The sequence below is a fragment of the Corynebacterium aquatimens genome (assembly GCF_030408395.1).
Lineage (GTDB): Bacteria > Actinomycetota > Actinomycetes > Mycobacteriales > Mycobacteriaceae > Corynebacterium > Corynebacterium aquatimens.
On record NZ_CP046980.1, the window covers coordinates 2,360,170 to 2,376,593 of the forward strand.

At 63.1% G+C, this 16,424-nt stretch carries 10 protein-coding genes; 4 read left to right on the plus strand and 6 right to left on the minus strand.

The genetic code is table 11. The features are described 5' to 3' along the window. The first annotated feature begins 191 nt into the window (after positions 1-191). From trmB to CAQUA_RS10445, 4 genes are all read left to right on the plus strand, one after another. Positions 192-926 carry a tRNA (guanosine(46)-N7)-methyltransferase TrmB gene (gene trmB / locus CAQUA_RS10430; protein WP_196825703.1) on the plus strand — a complete coding sequence of 245 codons (735 nt, stop codon included), beginning with the start codon at positions 192-194 and terminating at the stop codon, positions 924-926. Next, a complete protein-coding gene (locus CAQUA_RS10435) occupies positions 926-3,214 on the plus strand; it encodes an MMPL family transporter (RefSeq protein ID WP_196825179.1) in 2,289 nt (762 codons plus the stop codon). The genes trmB and CAQUA_RS10435 overlap by 1 nt, the downstream gene beginning before the upstream one ends. Beyond that, positions 3,204-4,187 carry a lysylphosphatidylglycerol synthase transmembrane domain-containing protein gene (locus CAQUA_RS10440; protein WP_196825178.1) on the plus strand — a complete coding sequence of 328 codons (984 nt, stop codon included), beginning with the start codon at positions 3,204-3,206 and terminating at the stop codon, positions 4,185-4,187. The genes CAQUA_RS10435 and CAQUA_RS10440 overlap by 11 nt, the downstream gene beginning before the upstream one ends. A gap of 114 nt (positions 4,188-4,301) precedes the next feature. Continuing rightward, positions 4,302-4,652: a DUF3054 domain-containing protein gene (locus CAQUA_RS10445; RefSeq protein ID WP_196825177.1), complete on the plus strand. Its 351-nt coding sequence runs from the start codon at positions 4,302-4,304 to the stop codon at positions 4,650-4,652. 251 nt (positions 4,653-4,903) lie between these two features. Here CAQUA_RS10445 and CAQUA_RS10450 read toward each other — a convergent pair whose 3' ends face one another. The 6 genes from CAQUA_RS10450 to CAQUA_RS10475 are packed head-to-tail and all read right to left on the minus strand — an operon-like array spanning position 4,904 to position 16,415. Then, positions 4,904-6,457 (minus strand): acyl-CoA carboxylase subunit beta, encoded by a 1,554-nt coding sequence (locus CAQUA_RS10450; RefSeq protein ID WP_196825176.1) that lies wholly within the window; start codon positions 6,455-6,457, stop codon positions 4,904-4,906. A 1-nt stretch (position 6,458) separates the two neighbouring features. Then, positions 6,459-11,183, minus strand: a complete 4,725-nt coding sequence (locus tag CAQUA_RS10455) for a type I polyketide synthase (RefSeq protein WP_196825175.1) — start codon at positions 11,181-11,183, stop codon at positions 6,459-6,461. Between the two features lie 13 nt (positions 11,184-11,196). Then, positions 11,197-13,023: a FadD32-like long-chain-fatty-acid--AMP ligase gene (locus CAQUA_RS10460; RefSeq protein ID WP_196825174.1), complete on the minus strand. Its 1,827-nt coding sequence runs from the start codon at positions 13,021-13,023 to the stop codon at positions 11,197-11,199. 26 nt (positions 13,024-13,049) lie between these two features. Next, on the minus strand, positions 13,050-13,979 hold the full coding sequence (locus CAQUA_RS10465; RefSeq protein ID WP_376993207.1) for a cutinase family protein: 930 nt from the start codon (positions 13,977-13,979) through the stop codon (positions 13,050-13,052). A 21-nt stretch (positions 13,980-14,000) separates the two neighbouring features. Beyond that, positions 14,001-14,456, minus strand: coding sequence for a DUF732 domain-containing protein (locus CAQUA_RS10470; RefSeq protein ID WP_196825173.1), 456 nt, complete (start codon positions 14,454-14,456; stop codon positions 14,001-14,003). Further along, positions 14,457-16,415 carry an alpha/beta hydrolase-fold protein gene (locus CAQUA_RS10475; RefSeq protein WP_196825172.1) on the minus strand — a complete coding sequence of 653 codons (1,959 nt, stop codon included), beginning with the start codon at positions 16,413-16,415 and terminating at the stop codon, positions 14,457-14,459. Positions 16,416-16,424: the final 9 nt, after the last annotated feature.

A 16,424-nucleotide genomic window follows, 5' to 3' on the forward strand; every position in this document is an offset into this window, starting at 1 on the left:
CACCCAATTCCCCCGAAAAACTACGCCCGATGCCATTATCACCCCCTTCGCGGTGGTCAGTCGGTTTGGTGGGGAGGGGATCGTCGATAAGCAAAAGCTCTCTTAAGCGTGGCTAAGCTTCGCTGCGGATGCCCCTATTTGGGGGCGTGTACCGCGAAGTTAGAATTAACAGAGTGAATGACCGCAACTCCATGGGCGAGCTCCCGCACGGCCGCCCACCGCAAACCGAATTCGACACCGGCCTTGACTACCCGCGTCTGGGCTCGGTGACCTTCCGCCGCGGCACGCTGACCGAGAACCAGGAGAAACTGTTCAACGACAACTGGCCGCGCCTGGGCATGGTCTTGTCAGATCAACTGATTGATTTCGACGCATGGTTCGGCCGCGCGGGCCACCCCACGATCGTAGAGATCGGCTCGGGCACAGGCACATCCACCGCCGCGATGGCCGTCCACGAACCCGACACCAACATCATCGCGGTTGAGCTGTACAAACCCGGCCTGGCCAAACTGTTGGGCACGGTGGTGCGCGAAGAAATCGACAACATTCGCATGGTGCGCGGCGACGGCGTCGAGGTCCTCGCGCGCATGATCCCCGACGCGTCACTAAAAGGCGTGCGCATCTTCTTCCCCGACCCCTGGCCCAAAGCCCGCCACCACAAGCGCCGCATCGTTCAGACAGGCACGCTCAATTTAATCGCACGCAAGCTTATCGACGGCGGGGTTTTACACGTAGCCACCGACCACGCCGACTACGCCGAATGGATCGATGAGCTGGTCAACGCCGAGCCGCAACTTAACTTCAAGGGCTTTCCGTGGGAAGATTCACCCATCATTACTGACCGCCACGTGATCACCAAGTTCGAGGGCAAAGGCTTGGACAAAGACCACGTAATCCGCGAGTACCTGTGGGTTAAGGAGAGCTAGTGTTTTACCGCTGGGGCCGTTTCGCCTACCGCCACCGAAAAATCATCCCGGTGGCGGTCGTCGCGTTAATCCTGCTCATGCAGGTTCTTTTCGGCTCCCAGTTGGCTAACCGGCTTTCCCAAGAAGGCTGGGAGGACCCGCGGGCGGATTCCACGATCGGCGCCCAGATCGAACAAGACACCTTCGGCCGCGACAACACCGGCGACGTGATCCTCATCGGCGCAACCAAAGACCAGGGCCAGGCGTTACGCGAGCAGTTCCCACAGCAGATCGAATTCATCCAGCCCGCGCAAGGCTTCGTCACCATCGGTCTCGCCGGCGACGGTGAACAGACCCTCAAGGACTACCGCGCAATCCAGCCTGCCTTGGAGGAACTTCGCGACACATCGGGCGTGAAGATCGCCGGCGCCACCGCCATCGCCGACGAACTGGACCGCGGCATGGCCGACGACATCGCCCGCGCCGAAAAGATCGGCCTGGTCTTCGTGGCCATCATCCTGCTCATCGTCTTCGGCGGCGTCGTCGCGGCCGGCATGCCCCTGATCGTGGGCATCTTGTCCATCATCGGATCACTGTCCGTCCTGGCGATCCTGGCCCAATTCCAGCAGGTCAACGTCTTCTCCCAGTCCATCATCACCCTGCTCGGCCTCGGCCTGGCAATCGACTACGGGCTGTTTATGGTGTCACGCTTCCGTGAGGAGCTCTCTCGCATACGCTCGCTCGCTCCTCACGAGAGGGCTGACATTCGCTCGCTCGCTCCTCACGAGGGGGACGACATTCGCTCGCTCGCTCCTCACGAGGGGGATCCCGCCGAGCGCGAACTCAGCAGCGACGACATCGAGGAAGCCGTCGCCGAAACCACCGCCACCGCCGGCGAGACCGTGATCTTCTCCGCCCTCATGATCGGCGTGGCGCTATCGGGGTTGCTCATGTTCCCGCAGGCGTTCTTAAAGTCGGTTGCCTACGGCGCGATCTCCGCTGTGGTCTTCGCGGCGATCATATCCGTCACGGTGCTGCCGTCGATCTTCGGCCTTCTGGGCCCGAACATCGACAAGTTCTCCATCCGCCGCGTCGGCGAACCCAGCCGCTTCTGGGCACAAATCCCCGCCTGGGCGATGAAGAACTCCAAACTCACTATCGTCACCGTCGGCGGCGCACTAGTGCTCCTCACCGTGCCGATCGCCGGCATCACCTTCGGCGGCATCAACGAGTCCTACCTTCCGCCAAGCAACGCCGTGCGCCAGGCCCAAGACCAGTTCAACGCAGACTACCCGCAGTACCGCACCGACCCGATCAAGCTGGTCATCGAGGGCGCAGACGACGCTCAGCTCGGCCAGATCGTCATGCAGACCCGCCAAGTCACCGGGCTCGCGTCCCCGCTCGAGCCCTCGCAAGCCACCAAGGACGGCATCAACGTTCTCTCCGGGACGTTAGAGGACCGGAATGGTGGGGAGGCCGTCGTTAAGCAATTGCGCGCGATTGATGCGCCGGAAGGCGTCGAGCTGTACGTGGCCGGCACCCCCGCGATGGAGGTCGAGTCGATCGAGGCGCTGCTTGAGCGCCTGCCGTGGATGGCGCTGTACATGATTGTGGCGACGTTCATCCTCATGGCCATCGTGTTCCGCTCCGCGATCCTGCCCGCGAAGGCCGTCATCATGAACGCGCTGGGCATCGGCGCGACGCTGGGCTTCCTCACGCTGGTCTTTGTCAACGGCGTGGGCAGCGGCGTGTTCAACTTCACGCCTGGGCCGTTGATGAGCCCCGTGCTGGTGCTCATCATCGCGATTCTGTATGGCCTATCCACTGACTACGAGGTCTTCTTGGTCTCGCGCATGGTGGAGGCCCGCCGCAAGGGTGCGTCGACGGACCGCGCAATTATCGACGGCACCTCCCATACCGGCTCGATCATCACCGCTGCCGCCGCCATCATGATCGTGGTTGCCGCGGCGTTTGCCATGAGCGACATCGTGATGATGAAGTACATCTCCTTCGGGTTGATCTTCTCACTGGCGCTCGATGCGACACTGATCCGCTTGGCTCTGGTACCTGCGGTGATGCACGAACTGCGCGAGGATAACTGGTGGGCGCCGCGGTGGATGCGGAGGGCTCCAGCTGCTCCAGCTGCTCCTCAGCGTGCTCTGCCCTCCCCTGCGCAGCCCGAGACCGCCATTGACAACACCGTTCTGACCCCGCAGCACGCCCGCTCTGGCGTGAGCGTGGAAGAGAACTCCCAGCTCATTCCGTTCGATGAGCTGATGAAGAGGCTCAACGGCCCCGATGAACGCTAGCGCCGTCCGGAAATGGGTGAGCTGGCTCGCGCCGGTTGCGCTGCTCATCGTGCTGCTTATCCTGTTCCGCGAGCAGCTTCCATTCCTTGGTCAGGCGTTTGACGCTCTTCGTCATGCCGAACCGCTTCCGGTAGGGCTTACGGTGGTGAGCGCGTTTTTAGCCATCGTGGCCATGGCGACGGTCATGCGTCTCTTGCTGCGCGGCACGCGCGCGACGCTGTGGTCCTGCACGGGCCTCACGCTGGCCTCTAACGCCTGGTCAACGACCATTCCCGGCGGCCCCGCCTTCTCCGCGTGGATGACCTACCGCGTGCAGCGCACCTGGGGCGCGTCTAACGGCCTGTGCGGATGGTTCTTTGTCATTAGCGGCGCCTTATCCACGGCATGGATGGTCCTCCTCGGGATCGCCGCCGTTGTCTTTCTTGGTGCCGAACTGTCATGGATCGCGCTCGTGGCTACGCTGTTGATCAGCGTAATTGTCATCGCGGGGCTGTTCTGGGCGACGTTGAACCCGGACGTTGTGAAACGGTGGCTGCGGTTCGTTCCGGTCAAGCTGCGCACCAAGCTGGAATCCGTGGTCGACCAAGTCGCTGCGATCCGGATGAGTCCCGGGCAGTTCGCTGTCACCGCACTGTTTTCGCTGCTCAACCGGCTCTGTGACGTGATCACGCTCTACCTCAGCGTCTGGGCCGTCACCGGCACCGCACCTGGCACAACCGCTGGGCTCAACGAAACCACTATTCAGGGAATCACCTTGGCATTCATCATGACCAAGCTCGCCGGAATGGCCCAAGTCACCCCCGGCGGGCTGGGCACTGTGGAGCCGGTCGCTACCGCCGCCCTGGTCGCCTCGGGGCTGACCCTGGTGTCGGCCACAGCCGCGACACTGATCTACCGGATCGTGTCATTCGCCCTGATCACCGCGATCGGCTGGATCATCTACTTCATTGCGTACCGTAGCCGACCGAATTAGTATACTTCGATGTTTTTGACATAATCTGCAACACCGTGACCTGCGCTTTTACCATCGCCGACCGGGCGGTTTTCCATCGAAGTATACTGCGACCCCGTGCGCTAGGGTGAAGGCATGAAGATTACTAGACCCACTGCGCTCGCCTTGGACTTTGTCGCGATCGCGGCTTTTGCACTCATGGCTCGGGCAGCCCACCAGTCGGAAACCATGCCGTTCAACTTCGCCGGCTGGGTGTCCACCGTGTGGCCGTTCGCGCTCGGTGTAGCACTGGGCTGGCTGATCACCCGCCAGAACAAGGGCGTGATCATCTGGCTGGTCACCGTGGTGACCGGCCTAGTCATCTGGGGAATCCGCAACCAGGCGCTGCCGCACTGGTCATTCGTGATCGTGGCCACCGTCATGTCCGCGCTGCTCATGCTCGGCTGGCGCGGGGTGGCATCGCTTGTTGGGAAGCGAAAAGCCTAGCAAGGAGAAAAAGTAGCCCGTCTGCAACAAATGTCGCGGACGGGCTACTTAAGTGCTTGGGCTAATCGTGCGGCTTAGCGCGGCAGGAAAGGCGCGATGAAGCCGTAGATGAGGGCGATCAGGTCACCCAGGATGTCAACAGCACTGCTCAGCATAGATCTCTCCTCACTTTAAGTCCGGCCGATTCATTTACGCGGCGAATAAAAACTGGCTTTCAATCTATCTATGAATCGCAGCGATGTCCAAGAGCGTTACATCGGGCGGATCGCGTGCTTCTTCGGCAGGTCCTTCGTCTGCTTCGTGGCCAGCTGGCGCAGGGCCCGGCGCAGGGTCAGGCGCGTCTCCGAGGGCTGGATCATGGCGTCGATGAAGCCACGCTCGGCGGCGACGTATGGGCTGGTCATGGTCTCGTCGTAGAAGTCCATGAACATCTTCTTCATCATGGCGCGCTGATCCGGATCCTCCACGGCGGCGAGCTGCTTGCCTTGGATCATCACGGCGGCAGCGGCAGAGCCCATCACGGCGATTTGCGCGGTGGGCCACGCGAAGTTCAAGTCACCGGTCAAGTTCTTTGAACCCATCACGGCGTACGCACCGCCGTAGGCTTTGCGCACGATCAGCGTGACCTTGGGCACGGTTGCCTCCACCACGGAGAACGCCAGTTTGGCGCCGCGGTGGATCAGGCCGACTTTCTCCTGCTCCACACCGGGCAGATACCCCGGGGTGTCCACCACGAAGATCAGCGGCAGGTTGTAGGCATCACAGGTCTGGATGAAGCGCGCGCCCTTATCGGCCGCAGCGGCATCGATACACCCCGCGAAGTGCAGTGGGTTGTTGGCCACGAACGCGACTGGCCGGCCGTCGATACGCCCGATGGCGCAGATCAAGTTCGGCGCGTAGTTCTCTTGGATCTCCAAGATCTCCTCGTCGTCGCCGAGCTGGACCAGCAGGTCCATCATGTCGTAGCCCGCGTTGGTGTCGTCCGGCATGAACGTGTCCAGCGCGGAATCGTCGAGGTCCTCGTCGGCGGGCGCCCACACGACAGGCGGGTCGTCGAAGGTCGACGTGGGCAGGTGCCCCAGCAGGTCGCGGACGAAATCGAAGGCCTCTTCCTCGCTCGGCACGACCACGGAGACGTTTCCGTTGAGCTCCTGCTGGCGTGCGCCGCCGAGCTCCGCCGAGGAGATGTCCTCACCCGTGACCTCCTTGATCACGGCCGGGCCGGTCACGTACATCTCCGCCTGGCCCTCGACCGCGACGATGAAGTCCGTGGTCACCGGCGCATACACAGCACCACCGGCGGATTTGCCCAGCATGATGGAGATCTGCGGGCTGCGACCACTCAACGGCATCTGGCGCCGCGCGATCTCCGAATACATCGCCAGCGATGTCACCGCGTCCTGAATGCGCGCGCCACCGGAATCCTGGATACCAATCACCGGGCAGCCGATCTTGATGGCAAACTCCATGACCTCAACCACCTTGCGGCCAAAGGTCACGCCCACCGAACCGCCGTAGACGGTTTTGTCGTGGGCGTAGATCGCCACCGGCCGGCCGTCAATACGCCCGTAGCCAGTCACAACACCGTCGGAAAACACGGCCTCAGGGTCGCCCGGCGTGCGCGCGAGGGCCCCGATTTCAACGAAGGACCCTTCGTCGAGAAGCGCGTGAATGCGTTGGCGCGGCGTCGTTTGACCTGCCTCGTCGCGGCGAGCACGCGCGCGCTCCGAGCCGGGGTCTTGCGCGAGCTCAAGGCGATCGCGCAGGTCAGCGAGCTTTTCGTTGGTGGTCTGCGGTGCGGACACGTTACTCCTTTACGTCGCGGTCGCCGTTGAGCCATTCGGTCATTTTCTCACCCACGATGCCAATCGCGGGCTCATCCACGACCGCCAGGTGGTCGCCCGGCAGGTGGACAATCTCCAGGTCATCGACAATTTTCGCCCAGCCGCCGTCTTCCGCGATGTCCGCGTACGCCGGCTCCAGCATGATCGCGCCATCGTGCATGCGCTCAGAGCGGAACAAAAGCACAGGCTTATCGACGGCCGCCCACCGCTGCATATCCACCTTCGCGAGAATCTGGTTGTCCACGAAGCTGGCCCGCTGGTGCTCGAGGACTCCTGCTGCCAGGCCGTTGTCGGAACCGCCCGCGGCGGCGAGATAGCTGGTCAGCATCTCGATGAGAGCGTCTTCGCCCTGGGTTTCCAGCATCTCGTAGGGGACCTCGACATCCAGGTCGTAGGTCTCTTTGGCGAAGGCCGCGTAGCGCTCCCACCGTGCCTTAACGTTTTCCGGGGTATCCGGCGTGGGGTTGCGCGGCCGGGTGGTGTCCAGCAAAGCGATGAACTTCACCTCGGGGATCACTGAGTCCCCATCAGCGCCCGCGCGAAGCTGCTGAAGCTGATGCGCGACCTCGTAGGCCAGCGCCCCGCCGAAGGACCAGCCGCCCAGGACGATGGGGCCGCCATCGGCGAGCTCGATGATGTCGGGCAGGTACTCCTTGACGCGGTCTTGAAGTGATCCTTCGAGGCGCTCCAGGCCGTAGACCGGAACGTCTTGGGGAAGGCGCCTGGTCAGGGGCTCGTAGACGACGTTGGATCCGCCAGCGGGGTGGAAGAGGAACACGGCTGGTGGCTGAGAACCGTCACCAGTGCGATCCGTGTCCTGTCGCGGCCGAAGCACTCGAACGTTGCCCTCGACCGGAGTTTCTAGGCCCTCGCGCACTAGGTCGGCCAACTGCTCGAGAGCGGTAGCACCCTTCACATTGTCGGCGGTGATGCCGATCCCGGAGCGCTCCGTGAGGTGACCCGCGATGTTTGCCGCCTGTTCGTCGGTGATCCCGGGCAGGTGGCTGGTCACGCCGGCGGGGGCAGCGCCGGTGTACTTCGACCAGGCGCCGAAGACCATGCGCTCAGACGCGTCGCGGGGGGCGACGCGGGGCACGCTCGCCACGGCGTCTTCCACCAGCGCAATCACGTCTGCGACCGACGCATCCCGCAAAGCCTGAAGGTCAAGCGGCGGGATCTGGAAGTCGTTCTCCACGCGGTTCTTAATGCGCATACCCATCAGCGAATCCAGGCCGAGGTCAATGAGCGGAAGCTCATCAGGCAGGTCTTCGGCGTCATAGCCCATGGACTCGGAGACGATGAACCGCAGGTGCTCAGCCACGGGCGTGCCCGGGGTCCACGTCGCGGTCGATGCGGAGGCGGGGGCGACACCAGAGGTAGTGCTGGGGGATTCTGGCGCCGGGGCGGGTACGGCGGCAGCGGGGGCAACCGATACGCGCGCCGTCGCCGCGGACCCAGCGAAACCTTCCGCCAACAGCGAGGCCCCGGAGTAAATTTTCACGGCCACACCAGCGGGGTTGGTCGATGCGATGGTGGTGATCTCACCAGAGGCAGGGAGCGTCGCGTGCTCCACGACCTGCGCGCTCGCGCTCGCGGCATCGGTACCGATCAGGTCAGCGGCGGCCTGCTCCACCAGCTGGAGCGCGGAGAACACGGAATCGGCCGAGGCGGAGTACGCCACCGAGCCGTCGGGAAGCGAGACGCGACCGCTGGACGCGCTGCCGGAGCTTGGCCGCGCGGTAGTCCAAAAAGGCGTCTTCTTAAATGCGGTCTTCGGCACGTCGATACGCGGGCCGGAGCCCAACATCGCAGCGAAATCAACCGGCATACCCTGCACGTATAGCTTCGCGGCGAGGTCGGAGAGGGTCTCCACCTCTTCTTCTTTTCGCTTCAGGGAGAAAAGAAGCTGCGCGTCGGGTTTGCCCACGGAAAACGCTGTGTTCATCATGCCCATCAGCGCAACCGGGTTCGGCGAAATCTCCACGAACGTCGTGTGGCCCGCGGCGAACGCGGCCTCCGTCGCATCCTGGAAATAGACCGGGTGGTTGGTCATGTAGGTGAAGTACTCCACGTCGTGGACGACAGCACCGACGCCATAGGTCTTGCCCCTATGCACGGACGAAAACAGCGGCGTGTGCAGCGGCTTCGGCGTAATACCAGCGATTTCCGCGGCGAGCTCACCCAAAATCGGATCAAGCATCGAGGTGTGCCCCGCGCCGCGCACGCCCAGCTTGCGCGCAAATTTTTCGCCTTCAAGCTTGTCGACGAGGAAATCAACCGCCTTGCCCGGCCCACCGACCGTGGTCATCCCGGGACCTGCGTAGACGGCCGGCTCCACACCGGTGGCCTCGGGGTGCTCCGCGATGAATTCGGTGAGTTCCTCTCGCGACAACTCGACGACAGCCATGGCGCCTTCACCGTCAGTACCAGCCAGAACCTGCTCGCCCTCCCCCATCAGGCGGGCGCGCGCACAGGCGATGATGATGGCGTCCTCGGCGCTCAAACCGCCTGACGCGTAGGCAGCGCCCATCTCACCCATGGACATTCCCATGGTGGCGGCGGGGCGAATGCCAAAGCTTGCCATAAGATCAGTCAGCGCGATCTGGATCGCGGTAATGGTGACCTGGCCGGTCTCGGTGTCGTACGTCTTCTCGTCATCAAGAATGATGTCCAGCATCGACCAGCCGGATTCCACGCCCACGACCTTATCCAGCTCTTCGATCCGCTTCTTAAACGGCGGGTAGATCTCCACCAGGCGCTTGGCCATCTTGCGGTGCTGGGAGCCGAACCCGGAATACACAAAGACCGGGCCCATCGTGGACGGGGCGTCCTGGCTGACCACCCCGGTCGTTGTTTTTCCTTCAGCGACGGAGCTGAGCCCCTTCACGGCGGCCTCGATCGTGTCCGCGGTGACCACGGCGGCGCTGCGGCCGTGGTTGCGCGTGGCCAGCGAGCGCGCGATGGCGGGAAGATCGGAATCCGAATGCTTCGTCGATTCCAGCCACTGCGCGATCTGCGCGGCAGATTCCTTGCGGCGCGACGGCAACAGGCCGCTGACCGGCAGCGCAACGCGGTTAGGGTTGTCCGGGTCAATGAACCGCGTGGCCTCGTGGGCGCCAACGTAGTCGGTGAGGACAACGTGGGCGTTGGTGCCACCAAAACCAAAACCGGAAACACCCGCGACGCGGCGGCCGGAGTACTGTGGCCATTCGCGGGGATCCTCGACGACCTCGATCGTGGAGAAATCAATAAATCGGTTGCCTTCGGTGAAGTTGGCGGTCGGCGGCACGGTGTCGTGGCCAAGCGCCTCGATCACCTTGATCAGCGCGGCGACGCCCGCCGCGGATTCGGTGTGGCCGATGTTCGACTTCGCCGATCCGAGCAGCAGCGGCTCAGCGTCCGAGCGCCCCTCCCCCAACACAGTGGACAACGCACTGGCCTCGATCGGGTCGCCCAGGACTGTACCGGTGCCGTGGGCCTCCACCAGGTCCACGGTTGATGGATCCACGCCCGCGTCCGCGTACGCCCGGCGCAGAACGTCTACCTGCGCGTCCGGGTTCGGAGCGGTCAAACCGTTGGAGTGACCATCCGAGTTCGTCGCCGAACCCTTGATCACGCCCAGGATCTCATCGCCATCAGCCTCAGCGTCCTCGAGGCGCTTCAGCACGATGAAGCCCGCTCCCTCCGAGCGCACGAAACCATCAGCGTCGTCGGAAAAAGCGTGGATCTTACCCGTCGGCGAAATCACGCCGAGCTCCGCAAAAGCGGTGGAAATAAACGGCGACGCCAAAATGTTCACGCCACCGGCCAACGCCACATCAGCCTCGCCGTCACGCAGCGCACGCACCGCGTGGTGCACGCTGACCAGCGATGATGAACACGCGGTATCCACGTTCATCGACGGACCGCGGAAGTCAAAAGCATAGGAAATACGGTTCGGGATGATCGAGCTCGACGTACCCGTCAGCGCGTACGCGTGCGCTTCCGCCGGATCGGCAGCGACGATCAGCCCGTAGTCATTCGAGGAGGAGCCGACGAACACACCAACCGACTCCCCACGCAGGCTCGACGGCGGAATGTGCGCGTCCTCCAAAGCCTCCCAGGCCAGCTCAAGCATGATCCGCTGCTGCGGGTCCATGTTCGCAGCTTCCAGCGGCGACAGACCGAAAAACTCATTGTCAAAGCTCGTGATGTCATCCAGGTACCCGCCCTGGACGTTGAGGTCACGGATCTTGTTCATCATGACCTCATCACCCGCGTAGGTGCTCCAGCGCCCTTCCGGCAGCGAACCGGTCACGCACCGGCCCTCGACCAGCAGTTTCCAGTACTCCTCCGGGTTATCTGCCTGCGGGAAGCGCCCGGCGCGGCCGATAATGGCTACGTCGTGGCCGCGGTGGGCGTCGCGATGCGGGGTCCGCATCGCGTCGTCGTCAAGCGATGTGCCCTGCGTTTGCGCACTGATGAGCCCGTTGGCCAGCTCGCGGATGGTGGGGTACTGGTACGCCACCGTGGGGTCGAGCTTGACGCCCAGCAGGTTCTCCAGCTCGCCGGACAAAATGATGACATCGCGCGAGCTTAGGCCCAGCTGCTCCAGCGGAACGTCGGGGGCTTGTGCCTTATCGACGGTCGTCTGCGTCGCTTTTTCAGTCCAGGCGACCAGCCATTCGATGAGGTCCGTTTCGGTCATGTGTGGAGTTTGGTTACTCACCCAAGAACTTCTTTCTATTCACCCTGCGCGCGATCTTTCCGGACGTGGACCTAGCAATCTCACCCGGCGCGCGGAACTCCACGACCTCCGGCGAGATGCCGTGGGTTGCTGTCACCGCGGCGCGGATCGCATCCTCGGCCGCAGCGTCGCCCTCTTCGCTCGCGCCATCAGCGCGTTCAACGAGCACAATGAGCTTCTCGACGTCCTCGCCTGGCACCGCGAACGCCGCCACCGAATCTGCACGGACGTGGCCGGATGCCTCCTGCACGGTGGCCTCGATGTCCTGCGGGTAGTGGTTGCGACCGGCGATGACGATGAGGTCCTTGACGCGACCGGTGATGTAGATCTGTCCATCGTGGATGCCCACGAGGTCACCCGTGGCCAGCCATGTACCGGAATTATCGCCCTCGGAGCCGTCCACGTTACTCCCAGAGATCTCAAGGGAGTTCCCGAACGTTTCGTGGGTTTCGTCCTCGCGATTGAGGTAGCCCGACGCGAGGTTCTCCCCGCGCAGCCAGAGCTCACCAATCCGGTCCTCATCACCTTCGCCGTTGGCGTAGACGGCCTGGCCGTCGACGACGATGGCGTAATCCATGTTGCCCACTGCCTGGCCGTTGGATGCAAAAGCGATCCCGTTCGACTCATCGTCGCCCACGACAACGAGCCTGCCGTCCGCAACCGCATCGCGGTCGAAGTGCGTGAACACGGGGCGCTCCGGTGTCTGCGGCGTGGTGACAATCAGGGTGGCCTCGGCCAGACCGTAGCTCGGGCGGAGCACAGTCTGGTCCAGGTTGGATTCACCGAATGCATCGATGAAGCTGGTCAGCGCCGCCTTGGTGACGGGCTCGGAGCCGATGATCATGCCGTCGACGTACTGGAAGTCCAGGTCAGCTGGGTTCTCCGGCTTGGCGTAGCGCGCAGCCAGATCCAGCGCGAAGTTCGGCACGACTGTGTAGACGAAGTTCTCCTCGTCCCCCTCGCGCGCGGTGAGCTGGTCAATCCAGCGCTTCGGCTGCTGGATAAAGTCGCGCGGGTTCATCAACTCCCACGGCATGCCCAACATAGTGACCAAAACCGCGATGATGATGCCCATGTCGTGGTGCAGCGGCAGCCAGTGAACCAAGCGCAGCGGGAACTTCAGCTCCGCAGCGTTGTAGATCTGCAAGATGTTGGTCATGATCGCCCGGTTGGTCAGCACAACGCCAGCCGGCAGGCGGGTCGAACCAGAGGTGTACTGCAAGAAGGCGATGTCATCGATCTGATCCAGCCCGTCAGGCAGCTCGTAGCTCTCCGCGAGAGAATCCGGCAGCGAATCAACCACCAACACGCGCGGACGCTCCGGCTTGGGAACGGGCGCGAAAAACTCGCGCACCGCCTTCGCGCCAGCATTGTTTGTCAAAACCGTCGTGGCACCGCTGTCCGCCAGCACCGCCGTAAGCTGCTCGCCGTGGCCAGGCTCGTTCGGGTCATAGAGCGGCACCGGAACCTGGTTGGCGTACAGCGCACCCATGAAACCAAAGAGATACTCCGGCGAGTTCGCCGCCATGATCGCCACGCGATCACCCGGCTGACCGATCTGCTGGAGGCGCGTGGCCACCGCCTTGATGCGCGTGATCACGTCTGCGCGCGTGAAATCAACTGCTACGCCTTCGCGGTCTTCGGAGAAATCCCAGTAGCGCAGGGCGTGAAGCTCCCCGCCACCGAACTCCGCGGAACCTTGATAAAGGGACTCGCACAGCTGCGCCAGCGAGAGCTCCGACGGCAGGTCAATCCGATCATTCTCGTCATAGAACTGGTAGAGGAGAGCTTCAATATCCATAAAACTAAATGTTACCGTGTTGTGACCTACTGGGAATCGATAGTTTGGCGCGCCCACTGCAACGTCCACTCGCTGGCCGTTGAGCCGGGGATCACGTTGGGGTTCGACGCGTACTGCGCGTGGACTCCCTGCGCGCCGACCAGCTCGTTGGCACGGCCGATCGCATCCCCTACACCCATCGGGGCATCGCAGATCGTGTCATCGGGGGCACAAATCTCATACGCTCGATCATTCAGGGAGCCAAATCCGCCGTCGCGCGCGCCGCGCATGGTCGCGCCCGGCGTCACCGCCTGCACCACCGCATTGAGCGGCTGCAACGCAATCTCAGCACCGATGCCACCCAGTGGGTTGCCGGGGTTCACGCCCACACCATTTTCACGGCGCCCGTCCGCGATCATCACCGCGCCGAGTACACGATCGGCGTCGACAACGCCACGCCCGTTACCGATATCGCTGGCCACGTCGCCCACGATCACCGCGCCCTGGGAAAACCCGGCCATGATGAACTTGGTCTGCGGGCAGGTCTGTGCCACGTACTTCAGCTCGCCGTTCAGCTTCGCCGTTCCCTCATCGCGGGATTCGTCATACGGCATCTCCCTGCGCCCGTGCGGCGTCTGGATGTTGCGGAACTGCGCGGTGTACGGCACGGTGAAAACGCGCACGTCACCAATGTCGTAGCTCTGCTGCAGCGGCCCGGTAATAGAGAGCATGTAACTCTTCGGGTTCGCCCGCGGCGCAAACGGATCATCGTCCGGCGCCGACTCCCAGGTCCCCGGAACGGAGATGAACTCCACCTTCGGGCACCAGTCCGGCCCGACCGCTTGGGTTTCAGTTTCTTTCCCCGGCCCCGGTGGCGTTGGGACCGGCACGTTCTTTCCGCCCTGCGTCACGGCGAGCGCGACCACGGCCGCGACCGCCAGAACCGCAAGAGCAATCCATACAGCACGTTTCCGCACGTGCGCCTCCTACTTGACCAGTTACGGGCAGACTGTCGCGCGCGCCGAGTCGTCGATAAGCTTCGTCAGCTCCTCAAACGACAGGGACGTGCGCTGCTGCTCAATGAGTTGCCCAGCGACCGCATCGCGCGTGACCATATTGTCGGCGCACACGCCCTGAGCAGTGCTGATGAGCACCTGCTCGTCGCCCTCAACATTCACTCCGGCGTCCCGCAGGCGGTTCAAAAATTCCTCATCGCCCGTAGGGATCTCCGCAGCGGTCGGCTCTTCGCTGACCTCACGCGCCGGGCCCTCGTTGCTCGCGGGCTCGCTTTCGCTCGGCGCATTTTCGCTTGACGACGCACTGGCTTGCGTAGTCACCGTCGGAACCGCAGATTTCGACGCAGGCGCATCGTTTTCAACGGTCTCCTTACCGCCGCACGCAGCGAGCGAGAAAGCCGTGGCCGCTGCGAGCGTTACTGCTACTAGCTTGCGCATTTAGCGACCCTTCTCGCGAACGATGCCCGCGACCTCGTTGTAGCCGCCGTGCTGGAAATCAATGGTGGTGCCGCCCGGAATCGCACGCATGTCTGACGTCGGCCAGCCGAAGCGTCCCTGCTCCCAGCCGTTCTTGCCCCACTCTTCGAAGGTGGCGCCGAACTTGATGAACTTCGCGCCGGTCTGCGGCGACCAGTAGATGTTTCCGTGCTCGAACTCCTGGAACGCGCCGCCCTTGATCAGGCGCTCGTTGGACTTAGGGAAGCCCAGCTCAGAGTGAGCGGTCTTCATCTCGCCGTACTTCCTACCAATCTCCCCGTAGACAACAAACGCTTGGTTCTGCTCGTTGCGTGCAACGTAGCCGCCTTGGAATTTCTGCACGAAGCCGTTGCGGACTGGGATCGCGTCTTCAACCGGGTAGCCCAGCGGGCCCGCCTCAAACTTCGCGGTACCCCAGGCCTTGACCATGTCGGCCGGGATCGGGACAGCACCCGTTTCCGGGGTCCAGTAGATAGAACCATTCTGGAAGTGCGCGAAGCGGCCCTTGCCGTCCGGAGTCTTCTGCTCGCCGGTCAGCGGGAAGCCCAGCCAGCCGTTCGCGGCACCATTGCCGTTGTAGGTAGCCAGAATTGCACCAAACAGAACCTGCGCGCCGGTCTCCGGCGACCAGAACGCCGCACCGTTGCGGAAGTCCTGGGCCTTGCCCCTACCGTCTGCCACGTCATACTCGTTGTTCACGCAGGATCCAATCTGGCCAGCCTTGGTTGCTTCCGCAATCGCGCCTATCGGTGCACACTGCGCGCCGCGGTCTTCCTTCGCAACGCCGAGGGCGTCGGCCATCTTCGGCCATGCCTGCGTCATCTCGTACTGCCAGTACGGCCACGCGTGGACGCCGGAGGGGCGGTAGACAGTGGTGATCGGGATGCCAGCGCGCTTCGCGTACCCCTCAAAGGTCTGCGTTGACATGCGGGAAATGACCTCCAGGCCCACACCAGCCGGCACAGCTGGGCCGGTTGCCACGGAACCAGGCTTGCCAAAGTCATCGGTGCCGGAACCGGCGGAGACGTACACGGTCTTGCCCTTCAGGTTCGCAATCCCCAGCTTCGGATCGTGTTCGACCCAGTCCTGGGAGCCCATCGGGCCCCACATGGCCTCCGCGTCGTAGCCGCCGGCGTCCCTCATGGCCGCCTTGATCGCCATCGGCATACCGGTGGTTGTTGTGTCCAGGTAACCGGAGAAGGAGCCGACGAACTCAAACAGGTGCGGGTTGCGCTGAGCTAGGTTCATCGCGGCGGTACCACCCATGGACAGACCAACAACAGCGCGCTTTCCGTTGGAGCGGAACTGGTTGGTCATGATCGGGATCAGCTCCTTGGTTAGGAACGTCTCCCACATGTAATGCTTGCCGTTGTCGGCTTTCTGCCAGTCACTGTAGAAGGAGGACTCACCGCCGACGGGAAGAACGACATTCACATTCTTGTCTGCGTAAAACTGCTCAATGTTGGTCTCAATCGTCCAACCATTTTCGTCGTCACGCGCGCGCAGGCCGTCGAGCGCCCACACCTCTGGGAAGGTGGCGTTCGGGTTCTGGCCCCAGTCGCGGGCAAGCAGTACCTCAACGCGGATCGGCTTGCCAGGCATGGCTGCGGAGTTGATGTCCAGCGCGACTCGGCGCTGCGTGATCCACTTAATGCGCTGAACCGACACGTCCTTCGGCAGGCCTTCGATCTTCGGGTTTTCCTGCTCCTTGAGCGTTGGCCGCTGCGGCGGGTCAGCCGGGCGGACCAAATCAGAAAGACCGCGGCCGCTGCTCAGCTGCGAAGACAAGTCGCTGCTCATCTGCGCAGCGGCTGGAACAGCCGTGACTACCACGGCGCAGGCAGCCCCGATGGCAACGGTCTTCTTTGTTGCAGAGGCCGGCTTTTTGTTAGCGGGGGAACGTCGAGGTGAAACGCGCATGGGTAATTG